Here is a 21680-nt window from a genome sequence, read left to right on the forward strand (position 1 = left end):
GGGTTAAGTAAAGAAAAGTGTGTCTTTTCCGGGCGTGTTGCGGTTATTTGATCCAGCCTTTTTGGATGCCGAGGTTGTGTTGGTAGCTGGTGTCGATGGCGGTGTCGTATTCTGCTGGTGCACCGATGTCATTGGTAGTGGCTGTGGTGTTGTGGGTGATCAGGTCTGTTGCTGTGGAAAGTGCGTCTTGACCCCATCGTTGGTCCCTGGCGATCTTGACCGGATCGTCAGGGACTTCTGTATGTAGATACAGCCACCAATCCATCACTGTGCGTTGATGCGGTAGTGATAGTCCGCGGTGTCTGCGGGCTAGTTCTTTTATGGGGGCGTTGATGCCACCTTCGAGGCTGTTTGTTGTTGCTGCAAGGTTGTCGGGGTCGATGGTTGTTGGTGGGGGTTGCAGGTAGGTAAACAGCAGGTCTCTGCGGTGCAGAGATAGCAATGATTGATAGGCCGCTCGGACGCGTTGGTGGGTGTAGACCTTGGTGTAGGCGCCGGTAACGGGGTCTTTGATGGTGGTTTTCTCGTTCATCCATTCCCGGTAGGTGTGGTCGAATTCGTGCAGGTGGGCGACCCATGTGGATGCTTGGTCAAGGTCGGTGATGCGAGTGAGTTTCAGGGCTAGGCGGTAGAGGGTTTTGCCGGCATCGGTGCGGGGGTTGCTGGTGGTGTGGCGGCAGACTGTTCGTTGGGCGTGGACGAGGCAGCGTTGGATGCGTGTTGTTGGCCAGCAGTGGTGGATGGCTGATTGGGCACCTTGTCCGCCGTCTGTGACTGCGATTAGTGGTGCGGCAATGGGGCGTAGGAGTTCGGTGTAGGCGGCGGTGGTTTCGTGTCTGGCCCAGGTCCAGTTGATGACGTGGGTTTTACTGGCTGCGATCAGGAGGCATCCGGACTTTAGATAGGTCGCGTCGAGGAAGATTTGGTCATGGATGCGGAATGAGTCGATGGTGGGTGTGGGGATGATCCACCAGCACCATCGGAATCGGTGGTGCATGGTTTGCCTGGTTACGCCATGGTGTGCGGCGAAGGTGGTTAGAGATTGGGTGCCGGTGGCCCATTGGATGAACAAAGCCATGGTGGCGGTGTTTTTGTTGTGGGTTTGGGTGTTGCGGGTAAAGGAGTGTCCGCAGTGGGTGCAGCGCCAACGGGTGGTTGATTTGCTGGTGGTGCCGTTTTTCTTTGTGTTGTTGCCGCATAGTGGGCAGCTGGGGCGGTTGGTGGTCATCCTTTAATCCAACCGGTGTGCGGTTAGCACAAATGTGGCCGGAGGTGCGGGATGGTGTGGGTAATAGCTTTCGGGGAGCTATTCTTTGGTGATTTGTGGTGTGTGGTCTGGGGTTATGGTGGCATGCGGACACACTTTTCTTTACTTAACCCGCAAATCCACTCACCTGCATAAATACAAGAAAACCCCCGGCGTAAACCGGGGGTTTTCACTCTGCGGAGGATGTGGGATTTGAACCCACGAGGGATGTGACTCCCGCACGCGTTCCAGGCGTGTGACATAGGCCGCTAGTCGAATCCTCCAACGTCGTTAAAGACTACCCAACAAACCTCATTTTCCCAAAACGCGCCCCCTACCTGGGAAAACGAGGCATTTAAGCGACACTTCCGCGCAACCGGTGCCACCAACAGCAACCAACTCCGGTTGCCGGTTGCCGGCTGCCGGCTGCCGACTGCTGTTTCGCCCCCACTCCCGGAATTTTTCCGGGAGTTACTTAGCCAGCCGAGCAATCGCCGCCGAGGCCTCCTCCAGCTTGGCGTCCAACTCCTCCGGGCCGCCCTCAGCCGCATGCACCACACAGTGATGGAGGTGAGCATCCAGAAGAGTTAACGCCAACGACTTCAACGCCGAATTCACCGCCGAAATCTGGGTCAAAACATCGATACAGTACTCTTCGTTCTCAATCATCCGACCAATGCCACGAACCTGCCCCTCAATGCGACGGATACGGGATTCATAACGCCGCTTCTCCACGAGATAACCGGGATCAGTGGTGTCATGGCAGCAAGAATCGTCGTCAAGCGAATGCGATTGCGACGAACAACAAGACTCACTCATGAGTTACTCCTTTTTGAATAGCTGGTTGACTCGGAGAAAAACCGCGCAGACGCAGACTGTTGCCGACCACAAAAACCGACGAAAACGCCATCGCAGCGCCAGCCAACATCGGATTCAACAACCCCAGCGCGGCGACAGGAATTGCCAAAACGTTGTAGAAAAACGCCCAAAAAAGATTCGAACGAATCGTGCGGAGCGTCCGGCGTGACAACCGCAGCGCATCCGCAGCCGCCAACAGATCACCACGCACCAGCGTGATATCCGCAGCCTCCATCGCCACATCGGTGCCCGTGCCCATCGCCATGCCCAAATCCGCCTGCGCAAGAGCCGCAGCATCATTGATGCCATCGCCGACCATCGCCACACACGCGCCGCCAGCCTGCAACTTCTCAATCGTCGCGACCTTATCCTCCGGCATCACTCCCGAAATCACATCCTCGCGAGCAATACCGACCTCATCTGCGACCCGAAACGCCGGGCCGGCGGCGTCGCCGGTCAGCAGAATCGGCCGCACCCCCCACTCCCGGAATTTCGCGACCGCAGCCGCCGACGTCGGCTTCACCGAATCCGACACCTCCAACGTGCCCAGGAGCTCGCCGTCGCGGCGCACCGCAACCACCGTCCCCCCACTCCCGGAATTTTCCCCGGAGCGGCCGACCTCGATGCGGTGGCCATCCACGGTGCCTTCAACCCCCACTCCCGGAATATCCCGGAAATCCGAAACCGGGAGTAGAGAATCCGGATCCGCCGCACGCACAATAGCCTGCGCAATCGGGTGATGCGACGCCGCCTCCACCGAAGCGGCAAGCGGCAGCAGATTTTCGGGAGTGGGAGGGACCTCCGTCAACTCCATCACACCCGTAGTCACCGTGCCGGTCTTATCCAGCACAACCGTGTCGACCTTCCGCGCCGACTCCAGCACCTCCGGGCCACGCAGCAGCACACCAGCCTTGGCACCTTCACTCGTGCCGACCAGGAGCGCTGTGGGCGTCGCTAAGCCAAGCGCACACGGGCACGCGATGATGAGCACGGCGACCGCAGCCGTGACCGCCTCACTCGCGCCGTGCCCCGTAAGCAACCACGCGCCCAGCGTGACCGCGGCGATCGCGATGACGGCGGGCACGAACACTCCCGAAACCCGATCCGCCAGCCGCTGCACCGGCGCCTTACCCGTCTGCGCCGCCTCGACCATCGCCGCCATCTGCGCCAACTGCGTCTCCGAGCCCACGCGCGTCGCCCGCACGAGCAGCCGCCCTGACGTATTGATTGTCGCTCCCGTCACCTCATCGCCAGGGCCGACCTCGACAGGCATCGGTTCGCCGGTCAGCATCGACGCATCCACCGCCGACGCGCCCTCCACGACAACGCCGTCCGTCGCGATCTTCTCACCAGGCCTAACGACGAACACCACTCCCGGACGGAGCTGTTCCACGGGCAGCCGCTTCTCCACTCCCGAACTTTCGAGAACGGAGACATCCTTGGCGCCAAGCTTCATCAACTCCCGGAGTGCCTGACCGGCGTTGCGCTTGGAGCGCTTCTCGAAGTAACGACCAATCAGCACAAACATGATGATGCCGGCCATCGCCTCGAGGTAGATGTTCATATCGGCATCACCAGGAGTGACCGTGAAGTGGAACTCGTGCTTGAGCCCCGGCAGCCCGGCACGCCCGAAGAACAACGCCCACACACTCCAGAGGAACGAAGCGGTCGTCCCCATAGTGATCAGCGTGTCCATGGTGACCTCGCCATGACGCAGATTCTTCAGTGTCGCGCGGTGGAACGGCCAGCCGGCCCACACAAAGACCGGCGCCGAGAGCGTGAGACACAGCCACTGCCAATTAGTGAACTGGAGGGCAGGAATCATCGACATTGCGATGACGGGAGCAGTGAGGATGACAGCGCCGATGACTCGGTTGCGCAGGTCTTCCAGCTCCCGGTCTTTCCCTTCGGGAGCAGCACCCGGTTCCTGTTCGGGCTCCTCCTGCGGAAGCTCAGCGGTGTACCCCGCTGCCACGATTGTGTCGATCAGTTGCTGCGGGTTGATGTCCGCCGGCGCCTCCACATGCGCCTTCTCGGTCGCATAGTTCACGCTCGCGTTAACGCCATCAAGTTTGTTCAGCTTGCGTTGGATACGGTTTGCGCACGACGCACACGTCATCCCGCCGACGGGGATATCAAGGGTGAGAAGTTGCTGCTCAGACATCCGCTTTCCTCCTTGGGGGTTTAGTTTGCGACCGCCTTGTAGCCAGCTTCATCCACTGCTGCGATTACGGCAGCGGTGTCAATGTCTGCATCCGAGGTCACGGAAAGGAAATTCCGGGAGCGGTCAACCTGGACATCAGTGATTCCCGGGAGTTCAGAGACTTCCTCCCGCACCGATGCCTCGCAGTGTCCGCATGTCATGCCAGTAACAGTAAAAGTTTGATTAGCCATACCCCAATATATACCCCCTATGGGTATATCTGTAAAGCTATTCGCGCTGACGGTAGCCCGAGTAGGCCCGCCCCGCGAGAGCTGTCGGGAAGGCAAGGTTGAATTCGGGCGGCGCGTGCGGAGACGGCGGGTGGCGGTAGACCGCGCCGGAGCCGTCGTCACGCTCGAGGTGCCCGTTGAGGCCTTGCCTGTCGTCATCGTTGGCGGCGTTGTGTTCTTTGCAGGTCATGACCATGTTTTCCATAGTCGTGGCGCCGCCGTTTTTCCTGGCGACCAGGTGATGGGCCTGCCCAGCGTGGGCGGGGCGCGGGCACCCGGGCCACGCGCAGATGGGGTTGTCGAGGATCATCGCGATGCGCTGTTCCTCCGTCGCCAGGCGCGGGTTGTGTATCGGGAGTAGGTCGGTCGGCGTGTTGTGCTCGTCGTAGACCAGCACCCAGCCGGTGTCCGCGAGCAATGCCTCGACGAATTGTCCGGGAGTGAGGACGGAGCCGTTGGAGGTCGCCGCAAACCGCGGGCTGTACTCCACGATGTCTTGCGCGGTTACGATGAGCGCGGGCTGGTAACGGAGCTTGTCGACGTCGTCAAGCGGCCCCTCCGACCCGTGTGCCAAGCGTTCTGCCAGCGCCTGACCGACACACCGATCCCGGGTGTAATCCTCGTGCGCTTTGGCGATTTCAGCTGCGCGCACGGTCAGCGGCGCGACCAGGTCGTCAATCATGTTCGCCGGACCGGTGACCTGCAGATGCTTCATCCCGCGGATGTCCGGATTCCGGGAGACGTGGGCGCGCAGGTGCTGCGGCGGCTCGTCGGTGCGGTTGAGCTCCTTGACCTTGGTGCGCATGTAGGTGTCGAGGCCCTCGAAGTCGTATGCTGCGGCGGCGCGGGTGAAGTCCAGGCGGTAGTACTCCCGGATTTCGACGTTGTTGAGTTGCCCGGAGCGCTTGTCGATCTGCATGACCGTGTCCAGCGACAGCTTCAGCTCCCGGGCGATCGCGACGGCTTTGTCGCGGGATTCGACATCCATATCGCCCTCGACCGTGCCGAACAGCCGCTCGGCACAGCGCAGCAGGCGCTTGAGGCGGAAGGGGTCGAAGCCGATGCTGGCTGCCAACTCCCGGTGCCCGGTGGATTTTTCCGGGAGTGCGGCGCGCAGGTCGGCGAGCACGTCAATACCCCGTGTCGCCAGCGCGCTGAGCAGTCCCAATGTCGTCATGGGGCTAAGGCTAGTTTCCGGGAGTGGGCGGCTTCAATCGCTTTTTGGCGTTGTCCACAGCCGTCGTAAAGCATGCACAATCTGCACAAACGGGCTTGACGACGCACTCCCGAAAGTGCCCTACCGGAACGCGACCTCTCCCACCGGCCGTCGCAACTTCCGGGAGTGGAGGGTGTCGGGAGCCGCGGCCATGTCCTCGCACGCGCGCACGGCGGCCATGAGGTGCTCTTCCTTGGAGGACTGGTAGAACTCGCGGGCGGATTTCGGGAGTTTGGGTTTGTCGTGCAGCGGCATGTCGGAGACGCTGAGTAGCGCGCCGTAGGGCACGCGGAAGCGGTAGCCGTTGGCGGCGATGGTGGCGGATTCCATTTCGACGCCGATGGCGGTGGATTTCTGCAGCTCTCGGTAGAGGTCGGCCTGGGAGCGCCACTCCCAGTTGCGGTCGGAGGTCGACAGCACGGTGCCGGTGCGCAGGCGCTTTTTCAGTTCGTCGCCGGTGAGTCCGGAGACGCGGGCGAGCGCGTTAGTGACAGCGAGCTGAATTTCCGCAATCGGTGGGATGGGCTTTTCCAGGGGCACGTAGTTGTCGAGGACTCCGTCGGCGCGGTCGTAGCCGTTGGCGAGAATCATGTCGCCGATGCGCATGCGACCGTCGAGGCCAGCGCAGTGTCCGACCATCATCCAGCAGTGCGGTCGCGTGACGGCGAGGCAGTCGGTGATGGTTTTGGCATTGGAGGGGCCGACGCCGATGTCGATGATGGTGATGCCGCATTGGTCGTCGCGAAGCAGGTGGTACGCCGGCATCTGCGAGGCGTGCGCGTGCTGACGGCAAACTCCGGGAGTGGGGATGGCGCCGATGTCGTAGCGCTGCCCACCCGGGCACGCCAGCGCCGTGTACCCGTGCGGATTTCCGGGAGTGAGGGTGGCGGCGTATTCGAGGAACACGTCCGTGTGCAGCTGGTAGTTGGTAAATAGCACGAAGCGCTGGATGTTTGCGGCGTGCGACCCGGTGTAGTGTTCGAGGCGCTGGAGGGCGAGGTCGATGCGCTGGGCGGTAAAGAGGCTCAAAGGTTTGATGAGCAGGCCCAGGTAGTCGGCTTCACCGTCGGCGATGGTGTCGTCGATGCTGGCGGAGTCGATGGGGGTAAACGTCTTCTCCACTGCCGCCAGCATGCTTGCCGACGCCCCTTCCCTCCCCGCCGCTTCCTCGGCGGCCGCGTCGAATCCGCGGCACATCCGGAGTGGGATGGGCTGGTCGGAGACGCGCACCTCGACTTCGCCGCCGTGGTTGGCGAGCAGGTCGTTGATTTGCTCGATGAGGTAGGTGCGGAACATCACCGGGCGGGTGATGGTGGTGGCATACACTCCCGGACGGTCGACGAAGCCGTGTGACAGGGAGGGGTCGACATCCTCGACGGCGCTGCCGGCCGGGACGGTGAAGCGTAGTTCGGGGTAGTAGGCGCGCACCGGCCCACTCCCGGAATTTCCTTCGGTGGCGGCGGTGTACTGCTCGACTAGGTAGGCCATCCCTGCCCGGTGGATTTCGGTGAGCCGGTCGACGGCTGCGGCGGCGTCGGTGTAGAAGTCGCCTTCGCCTTCGGTGGGCCAGAACGGGGGTGTTGCGGAGTCTCGTACCTGCATAGCCCAAGGCTAGGCGGAGAGGTTCCCGCTCGCATCCGCGCCGCGCTCATCACGCCAGGCACGCTCACGCAACCAGCTCAGTGCCGGCTCCACACTCCCTCGCGGCTGCGGCGGACCTCAAAGACCTGGTGCACATGGTAGCCGCCGATGGTGGGGATGGTGAGGAAGTGACGACCGTCGTCAAGCTCGTGCCAGAGTATGCGGCCGTAGCGTACGCCGTCGCGGACGTGGGCGCTGAGGTAGTCGGCGCGTTGCTGGCCGCGGAGGGTGGCGTAGAAGGCGGGGTCGACGGGGAGTTGAACGAGATTCCGGGAGTGGGGGTCGATGTCGGCTTCTTGCAGCCGGATGGCGACGGGTCGGCCGTCGACGAGGAGGTCAGCGGTGTGACGGCTGAGGCGGATGATGTGGACGTCGCTTATTGTGGTGTGCATTTTGCGCTCCTATTCGCTCTTCCCCGCAGGCGGTCTGTGGGGCTGATCTTCCTTTGGGGCACCGGGTCCGCGAATCGGGCGGTTGCCTATCGACGCTGTCAAAGGCCATTTCTCGTCGATATCTTGTGATCGTGTCGCCCACCCTAACACCAACTAGACAGCTTTGTCTACCATCTCCCGCACACTTTACGACGAAGCCCCCCACCTTCCACTCCCGGAAGCTACCGCCTTCCACCGCGCCCGCTGACTACCCCTTCCCCATCAGCACCAGAACCACCAGCGCCACGTTGAGCGCGATAATGAGCCCACAGATAATCCACGCGACCCGGCGCAGTAGTGGGGTGTTGGCCCAGATGCCCATCTCGGCACGCGAGGAGGTCATGCGCACCAGCGGGACCAGCGCAAACGGGATACCAATCGACAGCACCACCTGGCTGAGCACCAGCGCCCAGGTCGGCTCCACGCCGCTGGCGATAATGAGCAGCGCCGGAATGATGGTGACTATGCGGCGCACCAGCATCGGCACGTGCACTTTCAACAGGTCACGCATAATCAGGTCGCCGGCGTAGCAGCCGACAGAGGACGACGCCAGCCCGGAGGCCAACAGCCCAACGCCGAAAAGTATGCCCACCACGGGACCAAGTGCGCTGGTCACAGCGGCGTGGGCGCCTTCGATAGAGTCAGTCCCCTCCACCCCCGGGAGCGCTTCGGCCGCAAGACACAGCATGCCGATATTCACCGACCCGGCCAGCACGAGCGCACCGAAGACATCGATACGCGTGGCACGCAGGTGTTGGCGCAGCGAGGCGTCATCTTCCACCTTGTACTCGCGGTCGCGCACCAGCCCGGAGTGCAGGTAGACCGCATGCGGCATCACGGTCGCGCCCAGCATGGACGCCGCCAGCACCACGGTGTGCGCGCCTTGGAAGCGCGGCAGAATTCCGCTGGCCATCTCCCCGAGACTCAAGCCCGTGACAAACAGCCCGGCCAGGAACCCCACCGTAATGACCAGCAGGAACGCCACAATCACGCCTTCAAAAGTGCGCTGCGAACGCCCGCCTTGCAGCAGCAACAGCCCCAGCGAGACCACACCGACAATGACGCCGCCGAGCAGCATCGGCGTCCCGAAGAGCAGGTACAGCGCGGTGGCACCACCAATAATTTCCGCCACATCCGTCGCTGCTGCCACAATCTCGGCCTGCACCCAGTACGCCAGTCGCCCCGGCCGGTTCGAACCAAAGCGGTCGGCAACACCTGCGGTCAGCGACCGCCCCGTCACCAGGCCGTACTTCGCCGACAGGTACTGCACAACCATCGCCATGAGGTTGGACACCACCAGCACCCACAGCAGCAGATACCCATAGCTCGCGCCCGCAGACAGGTTCGCAGCCACATTTCCGGGGTCCACGTAGGCAATCGCCGCCACAAACGCAGGCCCCAGCAGACTCATCATGGGCTTGCGGTTTTTCTCGCTTGACGACGTCACCTGCGACCCCTGTGCCCCTGAATCTTTCACCAGGCCATTATTTCACGGCTTCGACACTAAATCTTCAATCAGCCCAAAATTTGGGCAGCCATGGTGCCACCGAGATTTACCAGGCGGTCGGAGATGTCGTCGTCAAGCGAACCGACAAACACGACGGGTTCGGCCGCAAGCTCCCACTTGTAGCCGGTCGTGATGGTTTTCATGGCGTTTTCCGCGCCGGTGGTGTCGAAACCGCCGCGGATCCAGTATGAAAATGGCAGCCCCTTAGTGACTTCCTGCGCCTCCCGGAAGGTGGTGTCGAAGAAGTGCTTGAGCGCGCCGGAGATGTAGCCGAAGTTGGCGGAGGTGCCGAGCAGGATGGCGTCGGCGCTGGTCAGGTCATCGATGGTGGCATCGAGAGCCTCGACGACCTTGACATTCACGCCCTCTAGCGCGGGATCGTTGGCACCCTCGAGCGCGTGGCTTAGGACTTCCTGCAGAAGCGGGGTCGGGGAATGGTGGACGACAAGAAGAGTAGGCATGCCCCGAGGGTAACGAAGTAGTAGGGTAAGCATAGGTTTCAGCAACAATCCAATGTGTATCAATTCGAGTAGTCGTGGCATCCAACAAGAAAGCCTCAAATTCGTACTGAACTAGGCGGAATTCGAAGAACGGAAAATTAGATGGAACCATACATCGGAATTGCAGTTTTTGAGTTAATAAAGCAAAGAGATTCAACCTCAGTGAATGGGAGCTTCTTCCGTGAGAGACTTATACATTGTCTATGCCGATTCTGATAGTGCCGCATACGCGCAGGTCGAAGCATTAGCCCACGAAAATGAATTAGTCCCAGAAGAGCCTTCCCACTCGGGAGGATCTGTCACGTTGCGCCACATCGTAGATGTCGCCCCCGCTCTTTACGGTCGCGTCGATACAGACATCGACATCTATTCTCGCCACTTCGCTTCCCTCGAGGATTACAAGCGCTTCGAAATGAAATTAGGTGGCAAAGATCCTCTAGCAGAGCCCTAGGCCCCGCATCATGAATCGCTACCGAAACTTCGCCGCTGCCGCACTCTTCCTAGCCTTGGCTTGCTACATTGGACTGTTTTTCGTCAGCACTGCACTCTCCAATTTCTGGACAATACCCCTCGCTGCCGGAGTCTTCGGATTCGGTCTGGTTAGCTTTCTTGCAGCACTGAAGGCCCGATCAAACGGTTTGACAATCGTGGCGGCACTAGTTGCTTTCGCACTCTTGCCGATAACGTATGCGCTAGCGGTAGTTCTCGGCGGCCCCTAGAAAATCACCTGTTCGCGAGGAATTTTCATGCCCGCGCGTAGGGCTTCCGGGAGGTCAGCGATGGAGTCGATCTCTGTATTACCGCCACCATCGCTACCAACACCGCCACCGAGCGAATCCAGAATCCACCGCTGCGCTGCATCCACGGGCACCTCGCCGAGAGTCACGTCGCCATCACGCTTGGACAACCGGCGCCCCTCCGAGTTCACCACCAGTGGTACGTGCACGAACGAAGGCGTCGCGTACCTCAAAAGACCAGCCAAGTACGCCTGACGCGGGGCGGAGGACATCAGGTCATCGCCACGCACGACCTCGGTCACCCCCTGCTCGGCATCGTCGACGACGACTGCGAGGTTGTAGGCCCACATGCCATCGGCACGCTGGAGGACAAAGTCATCGATCGGGGCGGTAATCTCGCCATACAGTTCATCGGTCGCGGTCCCCTCAGTCACCTGCGATTTCAGGCGTATCGACGGTCTTCTCCCCGCCGCCGCAAATTCGGCTTTCTTCGCGGCGAGGTGCTCGTCGTCAAGCGAACGGCACGTGCCGGGATACTGACCTGGCACGCCATGCGGCGCGGAGGAGGCGGCGAGGATTTCGCGGCGCGTGCAGAAGCAGGGATAGGTCAGGCCGCGTTGCGTGAGGTCGGCGAGCGCGGATTCATACAGGTCAGAGCGTTCTGACTGGCGGACCGGGGCGCCATCCCAGTCGATGCCGATGGCCTCGAGATCGGCGAGCTGCTGCACCTCATACTCGGGGCGGGAGCGCTGGCGGTCGATATCTTCGATACGCACGATGAAGCGGCCACCCTGCGCGCGGGCGTGCGCCCAGGCGAGAACTGCGGTGCGCAGGTTTCCCAGGTGCAGCCGACCGGTCGGCGAAGGGGCGTAGCGGCCGGTGGGAGGTAGGAGCGTTGAACAGTTGATGGTTATCACTTGCTTTAAATTGGCCACCATTACAGATTAGCGAGCCGACTAGAAGAAATGCGACAATCCCTTCATCCAATTAAAGTTCATACAATCTTACATATTGACTATCGGCTACCCCCAGATTAGACGGTTACCAAAATAACGTCATTAATCCCCATAGGACATTAATTATTTTGTTATAGTTTTCCCATGTCGGCCTATCAAACATATTTGAGGACACTCAATAATGACTAAAAAGGGACACATAACCCGTCGTAAATTCACATCATTAATCCTAGCTGTAAGCGCTACCGTCACATCTCTTTGCGCAATGCATCCAGGAACAGCCTCCGCAAGCCCACATAGCGCTGACACATTACTCGACCAGGGAACAACCGTCTTTGGAGGCAGCGCACAGAGCAACAACCCTGCATCATATGATTATGTTCCCAAAACATCGACAGCTACTTCCGCCGTGAGAAGTGCTTCAGGATATGCATGGATTCCAGCATTCCACTACCAATTTGGAGGGGTAAACATCCCAGTTCCCGGCGGACAAATCTTCCACCGCATTGATGGCCAGCGCACTCACATTAACGAAGAAACTGCCACATACAGCGCACCTGCGAATATTTGCAATTATCGTTTCGACTTCCAAAATCGCGATAATTTCGGCCGAATTGTATCTACTAGATCGACTGGCATACATAACGGTTGTCAATTCGGAATGGTGGGGCATGCGCCACTCAAAAACTTTGATATCCAACCTGGAATGATGTGCGCCCGCCTTTTCGTAAGTGGATCTTTCCGAGGTGAGCAATGTCACCACATCTACAGATAAAATCACTACAGTTCATTTCCGCTGCAGGAATAGCGGTAAGCATTCTTTGCATACTAGGTATCGCAAATGGCATGTATACGCTGGGACAGCTTGCTCAGCAAACTACTCACATGAGCACAACCGCTGTCACTGCAAAGGCCGACAGGGCATTGCTCTATTCTGAAATTTCTCTAGTGTCTCTCATCGTTAGCTGCATTGCACTATTTATTTGCAGCATTCGTATGAAAAATATTAGTTACGAGAAGAAATCCTAGCGGCTCACAGAGAGACTGGCCCCCGGAGATTTCGGCTCTCGCTAGAAAAATTCAACCTCGAAGACTTCATCGGCGCTCGCTTGGAGCCCTAAGCGGCAGGTAACATTCCCTCCCGTGACAAATAACGAAAACCTGCCCAAGTCTGGGCCGGGCAACGCCGAGGCTGCCGCTGTGAGCACCTCGCACGCGCCCGAGAACGCAACTAAGTCCGACTCCACAGCAACCACGCCACGCCACATCCCGGTACCGAAATCGCTGTACCCGATGTTCACGGCCATTTTCATTGGCGTGCTGATTGTCTCCAACATCACCGCCACCAAGGGCGTGGAAATCTTCGGCCTGGCCACCGACGGTGCCTTCTTCCTCTTCCCCTTGAGCTACGTCATCGGCGACGTGCTTTCCGAGTGCTATGGCTACAAAGCCACCCGCCGCACCGTGTGGACCGGTTTCGCCATCCTCGCCGGCGCAATGCTCTGCTTCTTTGCCGCCATCAAGCTCCCGGCGGCACCGTGGTACGAGAATCAGGAAGCCTTCGCCACTGTGCTGGGCACCGTCCCGCAGCTTGTTCTCGCAGGTCTGGCCGGTTATGTCGTCGGTCAGCTGCTCAACGCCTGGTCGCTCAACGCCATTAAGAAGCGCACTGGTGAAAAGGCTCTCTGGGCGCGACTGATGGGCTCGACTGTGGTTGGCGAGTTCGTCGATACGCTCATCTTCTGCTCCATCGCCGCCACCGCTATCGGCATCGATACCTGGGGTACCTTCGTCAACTACGTCATCGTCGGCTTCATCTGGAAGACCGCCGTCGAGATTGTAGTCATGCCAGTCACCTACGCCGTCATCGCGTGGGTCAAGCGCCGCGAAGGCTACTACGACACGCGCGTTCCCGCTTAACGACGAAAAAAGTGCCGCGACCTCGCCTGAGAAGCGAGTAGTCGCGGCACTTTTTGCTTTTACTTCACATCCCGTTTGGCATTGACCCAATGAGCAACGCCAACAGCCACAACAATCCAGGCCACCAGCACCACGATGTTGAACCACATCGGCTGCGTCATGCCGGCCTCAAACCCGATGCGTGGATTCTCCGGATTTGCCATCAGACCGCCCAATTGCGTCGACAACTGCTGAATGCGTGCACCCGGCGTGACCAGCCACAGTGGCCGGAAAATCGCATACGCCAGCGCCGCGAACTCCAGCATGCTTTCCACCACCAGAATCCACACCAGCGGAATAGCGACAGCGGCCACGCGCGAGCGCGTCAGCACTCCCAGCGACATCGCGATTAGTCCAAACACTACAAAGCCAAGCACTCCGGCGAGCATGTCCGTGGCAGCGTCGCCGCCCTTGAACTCCACGCGCGGGGAAACCGTCACCGATAGCCAAGCAAGCGCCACACCAATGACCCAACAGACAGCAATCAGCACAAGGGTCAGCGTCATCCGTGCCGAAAGCCACAGGCTCCTTCGGTCCTGCGTCAAGAACGCATGCGCATTCATCTGATCGTTGTACTCACCCGCCAGGGTGGAGCCACCAAAGGCAATCACGATCATGTTGAAGATCACGGTCCCCAACAGCAGCAATTCCCAATCAGCGGTTGCACCAGCGTCCGCCGCCATGCTGAAAGCCGCCATCGGCCCAGCTATCGAGCCCACCAACAACACCACATACACCCACGTGCCACGCAGGCTGGCTAGCTTCGTCCACTCCGACCGCAAAGCGTTTCCAAAACTCATCTCAGTCACTCCCCTACTGCCCAATCGCCTGCGCGCGGTATTCCTGCGATTCCTGGGTCGCAGCCAGGAACTTTTCCTCCAGGTTGTCGCGCTTCGTGTGCAACCGCGTCACCAACAGCCCCTCACGCAGAGCAGCGGCCGCAATGTCGCGGCGGAGTTGCTGCTCGCTGATGCCGTCGTAAAGCGGAATGCGCAATTGCTTATCGACGTCAACCCCACGCGCGACCGGCCCTAACGCCTGCAGCAGCCGAGCGGGGTCATCGACTTCAACTTCGATGACCGTGCCGTCGGAAAGGAATTCATCCATGCTGTACTCGCCGATCATGCGACCGCGGCCGATGACGACGATGCGGTCGGCGGTGAGCTGCATCTCGGAAAGGAGGTGCGACGACACGAGGACAGCGCAGCCCTGTGCGGCCAGCGCCTTGATGGTGTGGCGCATCCACGAGACGCCTTCGGGGTCCAGGCCGTTGACCGGCTCATCCAAAATCAGATGCTGCGGCTTGCCGAGCAGAGCCGCTGCCACTCCCAGACGCTGCTTCATGCCCAGCGAGTAGCCGCCGACCTTGTCCTTCGCCGCCTCGGTCATGCCGACCTGCTCAAGGCACTCTTCCACGCGGGTGTCGGGGATGCCGGCGCCGCGGGCGAGGGCCCGCAGATGAGCGCGGCCCGAACGAGCCTTGTTGTGCCAACCGGCATCCAGAATTGCACCGGCGATGCTGGGCTTATTCTTCAGCGTGGAAAAGGGCTGGTTGCTGTAGGCGTTGCCCTGGGAATCCGTCCCGGTGAACAAGGCCTGGCCCGTGGTCGGGGTATCGAGGCCCAGCATGCAGCGCATGGTGGTGGACTTGCCGGAGCCATTTGGGCCGAGAAAACCTGTCACTACACCGTCGGGAACGGTGAAGGACAGGTCATCGACGGCTAATTTCGAACCGTACTTCTTGCTGAGTCGTTCAACCGTGATCATGTCCTCCATGATGCCGGTTGAGACTGCCTCGCGCAGTAGAGCTAGGTCTAGTTTTGGGCTTCCCCCGGGCCCGCCCAGCCGCCACTTCACGCCACTGGACTGATTCGGGTGTTCCCTGCCACTTCACGCCACTGGTGTCACCTCATGCCACCTCCACAGATGGCACGAGGTGACATGGCTGTCGTGAAGTGCGAAAAGGCAGAAGCCTAGCCCCAGCCCAGCCACAGCCCAACCGACCCAAGCACTCCCCAGCCCAGCCGGCCCCTAATTCCCCACCGCACGACCACCGTTGGCGTAGTAGCGGCCCATGAACTCATCGCGATACTCGAAGAACCGGTCCTCCAGGATCGCAGCCCGAATGTTCTCCACCAGCTGCACCATGAAAAACAGGTTGTGAATCGTGCACAGCGTGCCAGCCAGGTACTCCTTGGCCTTCAACAGATGATGCAGGTAGGCCCGGGAATAATTCAGCGAAGTGTAGGAGGGCACCTCCGCATCCACGGGGCGGAAGTCGTTCTTGAAGCGGGCATTCGTCAAGGTCATCCGGCCATCGAGCGTGTACACACCACCACGGCGGGCAAGCCTGGTCGGAGCCACGCAGTCAAAGGTGTCGGCACCGGCCTCGACAGCGGCGAAAATATCGTCCGGCTCGGAAATCCCCAGCAGGTGGCGGGCGCGGTCGTCGGGAAGCTCGTCGTTGACCCAACCGCAGATCAGGCCCAGATTCTGCTTCTCAATCGCCCCACCAATGCCATAGCCGTGGAAGCCGAGCTGGCCGGCGTCCTCGAACTCGCGGGAGAGCTCCACCAGCCCGCGCGCGGCCTTGCGGCGCAGGTCTTCGTACTGCGCACCCTGCACGACACCGAATAACTGCTGGATGGGCAACTGGCCGTCGTCAAGCGAATGGACGTGCGCGTCAACCTGACCGCGCGAAACTGTCAGCTCGTTGTGAGCCTCCAGGCAACGGCGCGCCCAGCGGTGCGTGCGCTCGACGGATGCCTCCTGGTAGCCGCGGGTGTTCATGAGCGTGGTGAGCTCGTCAAATGCCATCATGATGTCTGCGCCCAGCGCGTGCTGAATACGCATGGAAACTTCCGGCGTGAAGCGATGCTCGGAGCCATCGATGTGCGAGCGGAAAGTCACGCCGTCCTCATCGACGAACGCGTTGCGCTCTTTGCCCTCGGCGACGATGTCGTCTTTCTGCATGCCGGTGACGTCCATCGCGAGGGTCTTTTTAAAGCCCGCGCCGAGGCTGAGCACCTGGAATCCGCCGGAGTCGGTGAATGTCGGGCCGTTCCAGTTGGAGAACTTTGCCAACCCGCCGGCCTGGTCGACGATTTCCTCGCCGGGCTGCAGGTACAGGTGGTACGCGTTCGACAGCATGGCCTGCGCGCCGGTGGATCGCACCTGCTCGGGCGTGAGCGTCTTCACGGTCGCCTTCGTGCCGACCGGAATGAACGCCGGCGTAGCAATATCGCCATGCGGGGTGTGGATGGTGCCAGCACGTCCGCGCGCGCCTTCGATTTGCTTTACGACGTCAAAGCCCGTCGTCCTCGACTGCGACATGAAGCTCCTTGGTTGTGGTCCAGTGCTAATGCCTTGAGGTTACCTGGGTGCTATTCGCGAGTTACTCAGCGCTGTCGTTTTCCTCGGGTTGGGCAGCGTTTTCCGGGTCCCACACGGCGCGGCTACGACGTGGCGCTTCCTCTTCGAGTCCTTCGCGCTTCATCAGTTCCGCAACCGTAATCTTCTTCCGCTTACGAGCCGGGCTGTAGTACGGGCGGACCTCGACGTCCTTGGCATTTTCCGGGTTCGGCTGGGCGTCGGTTGGTTCAGCTGGTTCGGGCTGCATGAGCTGTTCGGTCGGCTCCGGCTGCTCCGGCTGCTCTGGCTGTGCCGGCTGCTCCGGATCAAAAGGCGCCGTAGGGGCGGACAGTTCGGCCTGCTCAGAGCGTTCGGCCTGCTCAGCCTGGTCAGCGGGTTCGAGCTCCTTCAGCTTTGCCTTCTTCCGCTTCGGAATCCAGCGGTTACGCTTCTTGGTCGCGACAGCCACAGCAGTACCACCAGCTGCGCCCGTTGCAGCGGCCGCGCCCTCTGCACCAGCACCGACTTCACCATCGGCACTGTCTGCTTCGTCCTCGTCAGCGTCAGCCCCGCCAAAGCCACGCCCAGCGCCTTCGCTTTCGGGCAACAGGGACTCACCGCGAGCCATACGCTCGCGGCGGCCCTTCTCCACCAGTTCCTCGGAAACCTCTTCCAGGGCAGAGCCTTCGACATCCACAGAAGGCAACACCTTGTCCAGCCACTTCGGCATGTACCAAGTAGCGCGGCCAAGCAGGAACATGGCTGCCGGGATGAAGGTCATGCGGATAACGAAGGCGTCGAAAAGCACTGCGGCACCCAGCGCGAAACCGAATACCTTGATGATCGCCAGGGGTTGCCCGGCGAACGCCGCGAAGACGGAGATCATAATAATCGCAGCGGCCGTGACCACACGAGCGCCAAGAGTAAAGCCTTCAACGACCGATTCTTCGACCGCGTTGTACTTCGATTCTGGCGAGGATTCACCCTTGTTGTGGGTGTAATGCTCGCGCATGCGGGAAACCAGGAAGACCTGATAGTCCATGGCCAAACCGAACGTCACACCAATGAGGAAGATTGGCACAAAGCTGACCAGCGGACCCGGAGTGCTAATCACACCCCAGAGGCCATCCTGGAAAAATGCCACCGTGACACCGAATGCGGCTGCGACAGAGAGCAAGAAGCCCACACCGGCAGTCACCGGCACCATCAGGGAGCGGAAAATCATCAGTAGCAGAATCACTGCCAGCCCCACGACAACGCCCAAGTAGAGCGGCATTGCGCCCTGGAGACGGTCGGTGATGTCAATTTCGATAGGAACCAGGCCAGTGACACCGGTGAATAGGCCGGTGGTTTGCTCAATCTGCTTCTGCTGATCGCGCACCGCGTTCATCAGCTGCTTGGTCGCAGGATCGAGCGGACCCGACTTCGGGGTCATAATCATCTTGACCGCAGTGCCGTCATGATTCATGCCAATCATCTGGATGTGCTCGACACCGACATTGGATTTGAACTGGTCGACAGCGTAGCTATAGGAAGCCTTACGGGCGGCCTCGATGTCAGAGAGTTCCGGGTTGGTCTGTTTCAGGGACTCGATAAGTGGTTTGAGCACCGGTGCGTCGGGCTTCACATCATCCGACTTGGCAATAATGATGAGCTGTGAATTACGTCCCGCGCCGAAGCCCTCTTCAATCATGGTGATGGCCTTGCGGTTCGTGCTGTCCTTCGCCGCAGTAGAGTCCGACGGCAGCGCCAGCTTCAAGTGCATGGCCGGGTAGGCCAACGCCAACAGCAAGACGATACAGCCGACCAGGAACAACCCTGGGGCCTTGTGCACGAAGGTGACCCAACGGCGCCCCATCGTCATCTCGCCGAAGAAGGAAGAGCGGCGTCCCTTGCGCGCATTACGCGAGGGGTTGCCGGCAACACCGGACACGCGACCAGCGAAGACCTTGTCGCCCAGCAGAGACATAACTGCCGGCAGCAGGGTCAGAGAGACCAGCACTGTGAAGGCCACCGTGATTGCCGCCGAAATACCCATCAGGGACATGAACGGCACCTTGGCAACCGTCAGCGCTGCCAACGCAACGATCACAGTGAGGCCAGCGAAAACCACAGCGGAGCCCGCCGTACCGGTAGCCATGCCGATGGCGTCTTCGTTGGTCATCCCTCGGGCTCTTTCTGCCCTGTAGCGAGAGAGGATGAACAGTGCGTAGTCAATACCGACAGCCAGGCCGAACATGACGGCAAGCACCGGGGTAATCGAGTTGACGTCAGTGAATGCGGTCATCAATGTCACACCAAAGACACCGATGATGATGCCCACTACCGCCGTCACAATAGGCAAGAACGAAGCCACCAGAGAGCCGAAGGTGACAACCAGCACGATAAACGCCACGGTCACACCGATAATCTCCGAGGTCGGAGCTACCTCAATCGCGGGCTGCATGCCGGGGCCAGAGGCCTCGACCTTGATACCTGCGTCACGACCGGCCTGCATCGCGTCGAGAAGCGCCTGCATATTCTCCGGCTCGATGTCCTGCGGCATCTTGGCATCGAAAACGAAGGTGGAAATACCGTAGCGACCGTCATCGGACACGGTACGCATGGCATTGGCATCGGCCTCGGCAACATCCTTGGGCAGGCCGGCGGCCATGCCCTGTTCCTTGACCATCGCCTGCATCTTCGGATTGAGGTCTACCGGGTTGTGAAGTTGCAAATCGTCGGCGATTTGGCCGACATTGTCGCGGATGCCGTTAATGACCTGGTCAACAGCTTCTTTATTCTGTGGGTCATCGAGCCTCTGCCCCTCGGGGGCCTCGAAGGCAACATAAATACGCTGCTCGCGAATTGGGTTCGGAACATCGGGGAACTTTTCCTCAATCACGTGTGAAGCCGTTGCCGACGGCATGCCGGGGATCGAGAACTGGTCGATGAACCCCTTCTGGAATGCGGCAACTGCACCGCCCAGCCCCGCCAAAATCAGGAACCACGCGATGATCACAGTCCATTTATGCAGGTAGGAGAACCTGCCGAGTTTGAACAAGGCCTTTGCCATGTCAAGTTTCCCTTACGTCTAATATTCGCCTGGACCGCCCCCAACTGCAGCTTCCCCAAGTTCGCGCTACCCAAGCACTCCCTCGGACTTCACCTGCAGTTTGAAGCCTCTTCGCTACTCCGATGCTAGCGACCACCCCGGATTGGCCAACATCAACTCTGGCGCTGACGCGGTCACTGGGGGCGGGCACGACATAAAAACCGGAAATACTTTTGCTAAGAGTAGCGGACTTCCCGGATAAACGTGAACAATGGGGTGTGTGCTACTGATGTTAATTTTGTGATTTAGGTGCTCCAGGTCGGACGCCTCACCATTTGCCGCTTTACGACGGACACCTCCCACACCTCCACCACACCCAGACAATCAGGGCCGATTAAATGCAGAACCCCCGGGGCTCCTAATTAAAGGAACCACCGGGGGTTTTATTGGCGGTGACGGAGGGATTTGAACCCTCGGTACGGGGTTACCGCACAAAGCATTTCGAGTGCTTCACCTTCGGCCGCTCGGACACGTCACCGCTAGAAAACGTTACAGGTAGCCCCTTTATCTACCAAATCCCCAGGTCAGGGCGCCCAGGCCTTCGCTAAGCCGCTCTCGGCGCACTACAACCTGCGCCACCCCAAGCCCGTCAACCCTCCACCGCACTATTCGGGGCGGCCAACACCCGCTGAGATATGAAGGAATAGTCTGTAGCTTGAAATCTAGAAACTTAAACACAGAAGTACAGCCACACAGAAAGGGTTCTCCCTCATGATTCGTTCCGCCATCATCGGCTATGGCAATTTGGGCCGCAGCGTCGAAAAGGTCATCGCTGACCAGCCGGACATGGAACTCGTCGGCGTTTTCTCCCGTCGCGATTCGCTGGACACTGAGGCCCGCGTGCTCCCGGCTGCGGATGTCGAAAAGTACAAGGACGAGGTAGACGTGCTGTTCGTGTGCCTCGGCTCGGCCACCGATGTCCCGGAGCAGGCCCCTGAGCTGGCAAAGAACTTTACGACGGTCGACACCTACGACAACCACCACGAGATTCCGAAGCACCGCGCGGCCATGGACGCCTCCGCTCGTGAGGGTGACAACATCGCCATGATCTCGACCGGTTGGGACCCGGGCCTGTTCTCCCTGAACCGCGTCCTGGGCGCTGCCATCCTGCCGGGCGCAGACCAGATGACCTTCTGGGGGCCGGGCCTGTCGCAGGGCCACTCCGATGCCGTGCGTCGTGTGCCGGGAGTGAAGAAGGGTGTCCAGTACACCAAGCCGAACCCGGAAGCTATCGAGGCCGTGAAGAAGGGCGAGGGCGCAGACCTGAAGGGTAACGAGTGCCACCTGCGCCACTGCTTCGTCGTCGCTGAAGAGACCGGCAACGCCGAGGAGGACGCCAAGCTCAAGGAGCAGATCCGCGAAACCATCGTGACCATGCCGGATTACTTTGCCCCATACGAGACCATCGTGGACTTCATCTCTGAAGAGGAGTTCGACCGCGACCACCAGGGCATGCCGCACGGCGGCCAGGTCATTACCCGTGGCCAGGCCGGTACCTCCGGCCACGTCATCGAGTTCGGTCTCGAACTGGAGCGCAACCCCGACTTCACCGCAGCCGTCCAGGTTGCCTACGGTCGCGCTGCCTACCGCCTGAAGCAGGCTGGCGAGACTGGTGCCCGTACCGTCTTCGAGATCGCCCCGTACCTACTGTCCGCCGAACCACTGGATGACCTAGTGGCTCAGAAGCTGTAGCCAGCCCCAACGCTGACAGCCGGCCATCGAAACACAAAGAACCCCAACCGTCTCCGCAC

The 21680-nt window shown here is 60.2% G+C and carries 16 protein-coding genes, 2 tRNA genes, 1 pseudogene and 1 riboswitch; of the genes and pseudogenes, 3 read left to right on the forward strand and 16 right to left on the reverse strand.

Annotation, left to right across the window (positions count from 1 at the left end; translation table 11 throughout):
* Positions 1-43: 43 nt before the first annotated feature.
* From ADM64_RS08360 to ADM64_RS08405, 10 genes are all read right to left on the reverse strand, one after another.
* Positions 44-1228, reverse strand: a complete 1185-nt coding sequence (locus tag ADM64_RS08360; protein WP_049193114.1) for an IS256-like element IS3503 family transposase — start codon at positions 1226-1228, stop codon at positions 44-46.
* Between the two features lie 216 nt (positions 1229-1444).
* Positions 1445-1530: transfer RNA gene (locus ADM64_RS08365), tRNA-Ser, on the reverse strand.
* Between the two features lie 187 nt (positions 1531-1717).
* Positions 1718-2065, reverse strand: coding sequence for a metal-sensitive transcriptional regulator (locus ADM64_RS08370; protein ID WP_065421667.1), 348 nt, complete (start codon positions 2063-2065; stop codon positions 1718-1720).
* The gene (locus ADM64_RS08375) at positions 2058-4268 is read right to left on the reverse strand and encodes a heavy metal translocating P-type ATPase (RefSeq protein ID WP_049193841.1); all 2211 of its coding nucleotides are present in this window, start codon (positions 4266-4268) and stop codon (positions 2058-2060) included. Before ADM64_RS08375 ends, ADM64_RS08370 begins: the two co-directional genes overlap by 8 nt.
* Before the next feature lie 20 nt (positions 4269-4288).
* The gene (locus tag ADM64_RS08380) at positions 4289-4498 is read right to left on the reverse strand and encodes a heavy-metal-associated domain-containing protein (RefSeq protein WP_049172422.1); all 210 of its coding nucleotides are present in this window, start codon (positions 4496-4498) and stop codon (positions 4289-4291) included.
* 37 nt (positions 4499-4535) lie between these two features.
* The gene (locus ADM64_RS08385) at positions 4536-5714 is read right to left on the reverse strand and encodes an HNH endonuclease signature motif containing protein (RefSeq protein WP_049193842.1); all 1179 of its coding nucleotides are present in this window, start codon (positions 5712-5714) and stop codon (positions 4536-4538) included.
* Between the two features lie 120 nt (positions 5715-5834).
* Positions 5835-7355: an AMP nucleosidase gene (locus ADM64_RS08390; protein WP_049193843.1), complete on the reverse strand. Its 1521-nt coding sequence runs from the start codon at positions 7353-7355 to the stop codon at positions 5835-5837.
* 77 nt (positions 7356-7432) lie between these two features.
* Complete coding sequence (locus tag ADM64_RS10695) at positions 7433-7786, reverse strand: hypothetical protein (RefSeq protein ID WP_065428898.1); 354 nt, start codon at positions 7784-7786, stop codon at positions 7433-7435.
* A 10-nt stretch (positions 7787-7796) separates the two neighbouring features.
* Positions 7797-7917: riboswitch (SAM riboswitch) on the reverse strand.
* Positions 7918-8033: 116 nt separating this feature from the next.
* Positions 8034-9272, reverse strand: coding sequence for an Nramp family divalent metal transporter (locus ADM64_RS08400; RefSeq protein WP_049193845.1), 1239 nt, complete (start codon positions 9270-9272; stop codon positions 8034-8036).
* Positions 9273-9340: 68 nt separating this feature from the next.
* The gene (locus tag ADM64_RS08405; protein WP_049193847.1) at positions 9341-9793 is read right to left on the reverse strand and encodes a flavodoxin family protein; all 453 of its coding nucleotides are present in this window, start codon (positions 9791-9793) and stop codon (positions 9341-9343) included.
* A 141-nt stretch (positions 9794-9934) separates the two neighbouring features.
* On the opposite strand from ADM64_RS08405, the pseudogene ADM64_RS08410 reads away from it, so the two are divergent.
* Positions 9935-10283, forward strand: a pseudogene (locus ADM64_RS08410) (DUF4288 domain-containing protein).
* Between the two features lie 264 nt (positions 10284-10547).
* On the opposite strand, the gene gluQRS reads toward ADM64_RS08410, so the two are convergent.
* Positions 10548-11486 (reverse strand): tRNA glutamyl-Q(34) synthetase GluQRS, encoded by a 939-nt coding sequence (gene gluQRS, locus ADM64_RS08420; RefSeq protein ID WP_241486352.1) that lies wholly within the window; start codon positions 11484-11486, stop codon positions 10548-10550.
* A gap of 1182 nt (positions 11487-12668) precedes the next feature.
* Between gluQRS and ADM64_RS08425 the strand changes: the two genes are divergently transcribed.
* Positions 12669-13445 carry a queuosine precursor transporter gene (locus ADM64_RS08425; RefSeq protein WP_016421852.1) on the forward strand — a complete coding sequence of 259 codons (777 nt, stop codon included), beginning with the start codon at positions 12669-12671 and terminating at the stop codon, positions 13443-13445.
* A gap of 59 nt (positions 13446-13504) precedes the next feature.
* Here the strand turns inward: ADM64_RS08425 and ADM64_RS08430 are convergent, their stop codons facing one another.
* The 5 genes from ADM64_RS08430 to ADM64_RS08450 all read right to left on the reverse strand — a co-directional run bounded on the left by ADM64_RS08430 (position 13505) and on the right by ADM64_RS08450 (position 20407).
* The gene (locus ADM64_RS08430; RefSeq protein WP_049190211.1) at positions 13505-14284 is read right to left on the reverse strand and encodes an ABc transport system integral membrane protein; all 780 of its coding nucleotides are present in this window, start codon (positions 14282-14284) and stop codon (positions 13505-13507) included.
* Between the two features lie 13 nt (positions 14285-14297).
* Positions 14298-15251: an ABC transporter ATP-binding protein gene (locus ADM64_RS08435; RefSeq protein WP_049193911.1), complete on the reverse strand. Its 954-nt coding sequence runs from the start codon at positions 15249-15251 to the stop codon at positions 14298-14300.
* A 264-nt stretch (positions 15252-15515) separates the two neighbouring features.
* Positions 15516-16817, reverse strand: coding sequence for a tRNA guanosine(34) transglycosylase Tgt (gene tgt / locus ADM64_RS08440; RefSeq protein ID WP_049193859.1), 1302 nt, complete (start codon positions 16815-16817; stop codon positions 15516-15518).
* 61 nt (positions 16818-16878) lie between these two features.
* The gene (locus ADM64_RS08445) at positions 16879-19890 is read right to left on the reverse strand and encodes an MMPL family transporter (RefSeq protein ID WP_049193860.1); all 3012 of its coding nucleotides are present in this window, start codon (positions 19888-19890) and stop codon (positions 16879-16881) included.
* A gap of 426 nt (positions 19891-20316) precedes the next feature.
* A tRNA-Ser gene (locus tag ADM64_RS08450) sits at positions 20317-20407 on the reverse strand.
* 233 nt (positions 20408-20640) lie between these two features.
* On the opposite strand from ADM64_RS08450, the gene ADM64_RS08455 reads away from it, so the two are divergent.
* Positions 20641-21621 (forward strand): diaminopimelate dehydrogenase, encoded by a 981-nt coding sequence (locus tag ADM64_RS08455; protein ID WP_049193862.1) that lies wholly within the window; start codon positions 20641-20643, stop codon positions 21619-21621.
* Positions 21622-21680 lie beyond the last annotated feature (59 nt).

It is taken from the genome of Corynebacterium sp. 401_CJEI (assembly GCF_001076435.1).
Lineage (GTDB): Bacteria > Actinomycetota > Actinomycetes > Mycobacteriales > Mycobacteriaceae > Corynebacterium > Corynebacterium jeikeium_D.

Bases quoted from the DNA above. Each gene is read 5' to 3' on its own strand.
- ADM64_RS08360 (WP_049193114.1), bottom strand. From the start codon at position 1,228: ATGACCACCAACCGCCCCAGCTGCCCACTATGCGGCAACAACACAAAG.
- ADM64_RS08370 (WP_065421667.1), bottom strand. From the start codon at position 2,065: ATGAGTGAGTCTTGTTGTTCGTCGCAATCGCATTCGCTTGACGACGAT.
- ADM64_RS08375 (WP_049193841.1), bottom strand. From the start codon at position 4,268: ATGTCTGAGCAGCAACTTCTCACCCTTGATATCCCCGTCGGCGGGATG.
- ADM64_RS08380 (WP_049172422.1), bottom strand. From the start codon at position 4,498: ATGGCTAATCAAACTTTTACTGTTACTGGCATGACATGCGGACACTGC.
- ADM64_RS08385 (WP_049193842.1), bottom strand. From the start codon at position 5,714: ATGACGACATTGGGACTGCTCAGCGCGCTGGCGACACGGGGTATTGAC.
- ADM64_RS08390 (WP_049193843.1), bottom strand. From the start codon at position 7,355: ATGCAGGTACGAGACTCCGCAACACCCCCGTTCTGGCCCACCGAAGGC.
- ADM64_RS10695 (WP_065428898.1), bottom strand. From the start codon at position 7,786: ATGCACACCACAATAAGCGACGTCCACATCATCCGCCTCAGCCGTCAC.
- ADM64_RS08405 (WP_049193847.1), bottom strand. From the start codon at position 9,793: ATGCCTACTCTTCTTGTCGTCCACCATTCCCCGACCCCGCTTCTGCAG.
- ADM64_RS08430 (WP_049190211.1), bottom strand. From the start codon at position 14,284: ATGAGTTTTGGAAACGCTTTGCGGTCGGAGTGGACGAAGCTAGCCAGC.
- ADM64_RS08435 (WP_049193911.1), bottom strand. From the start codon at position 15,251: ATGATCACGGTTGAACGACTCAGCAAGAAGTACGGTTCGAAATTAGCC.
- tgt (WP_049193859.1), bottom strand. From the start codon at position 16,817: ATGTCGCAGTCGAGGACGACGGGCTTTGACGTCGTAAAGCAAATCGAA.
- ADM64_RS08445 (WP_049193860.1), bottom strand. From the start codon at position 19,890: ATGGCAAAGGCCTTGTTCAAACTCGGCAGGTTCTCCTACCTGCATAAA.
- ADM64_RS08455 (WP_049193862.1), top strand. From the start codon at position 20,641: ATGATTCGTTCCGCCATCATCGGCTATGGCAATTTGGGCCGCAGCGTC.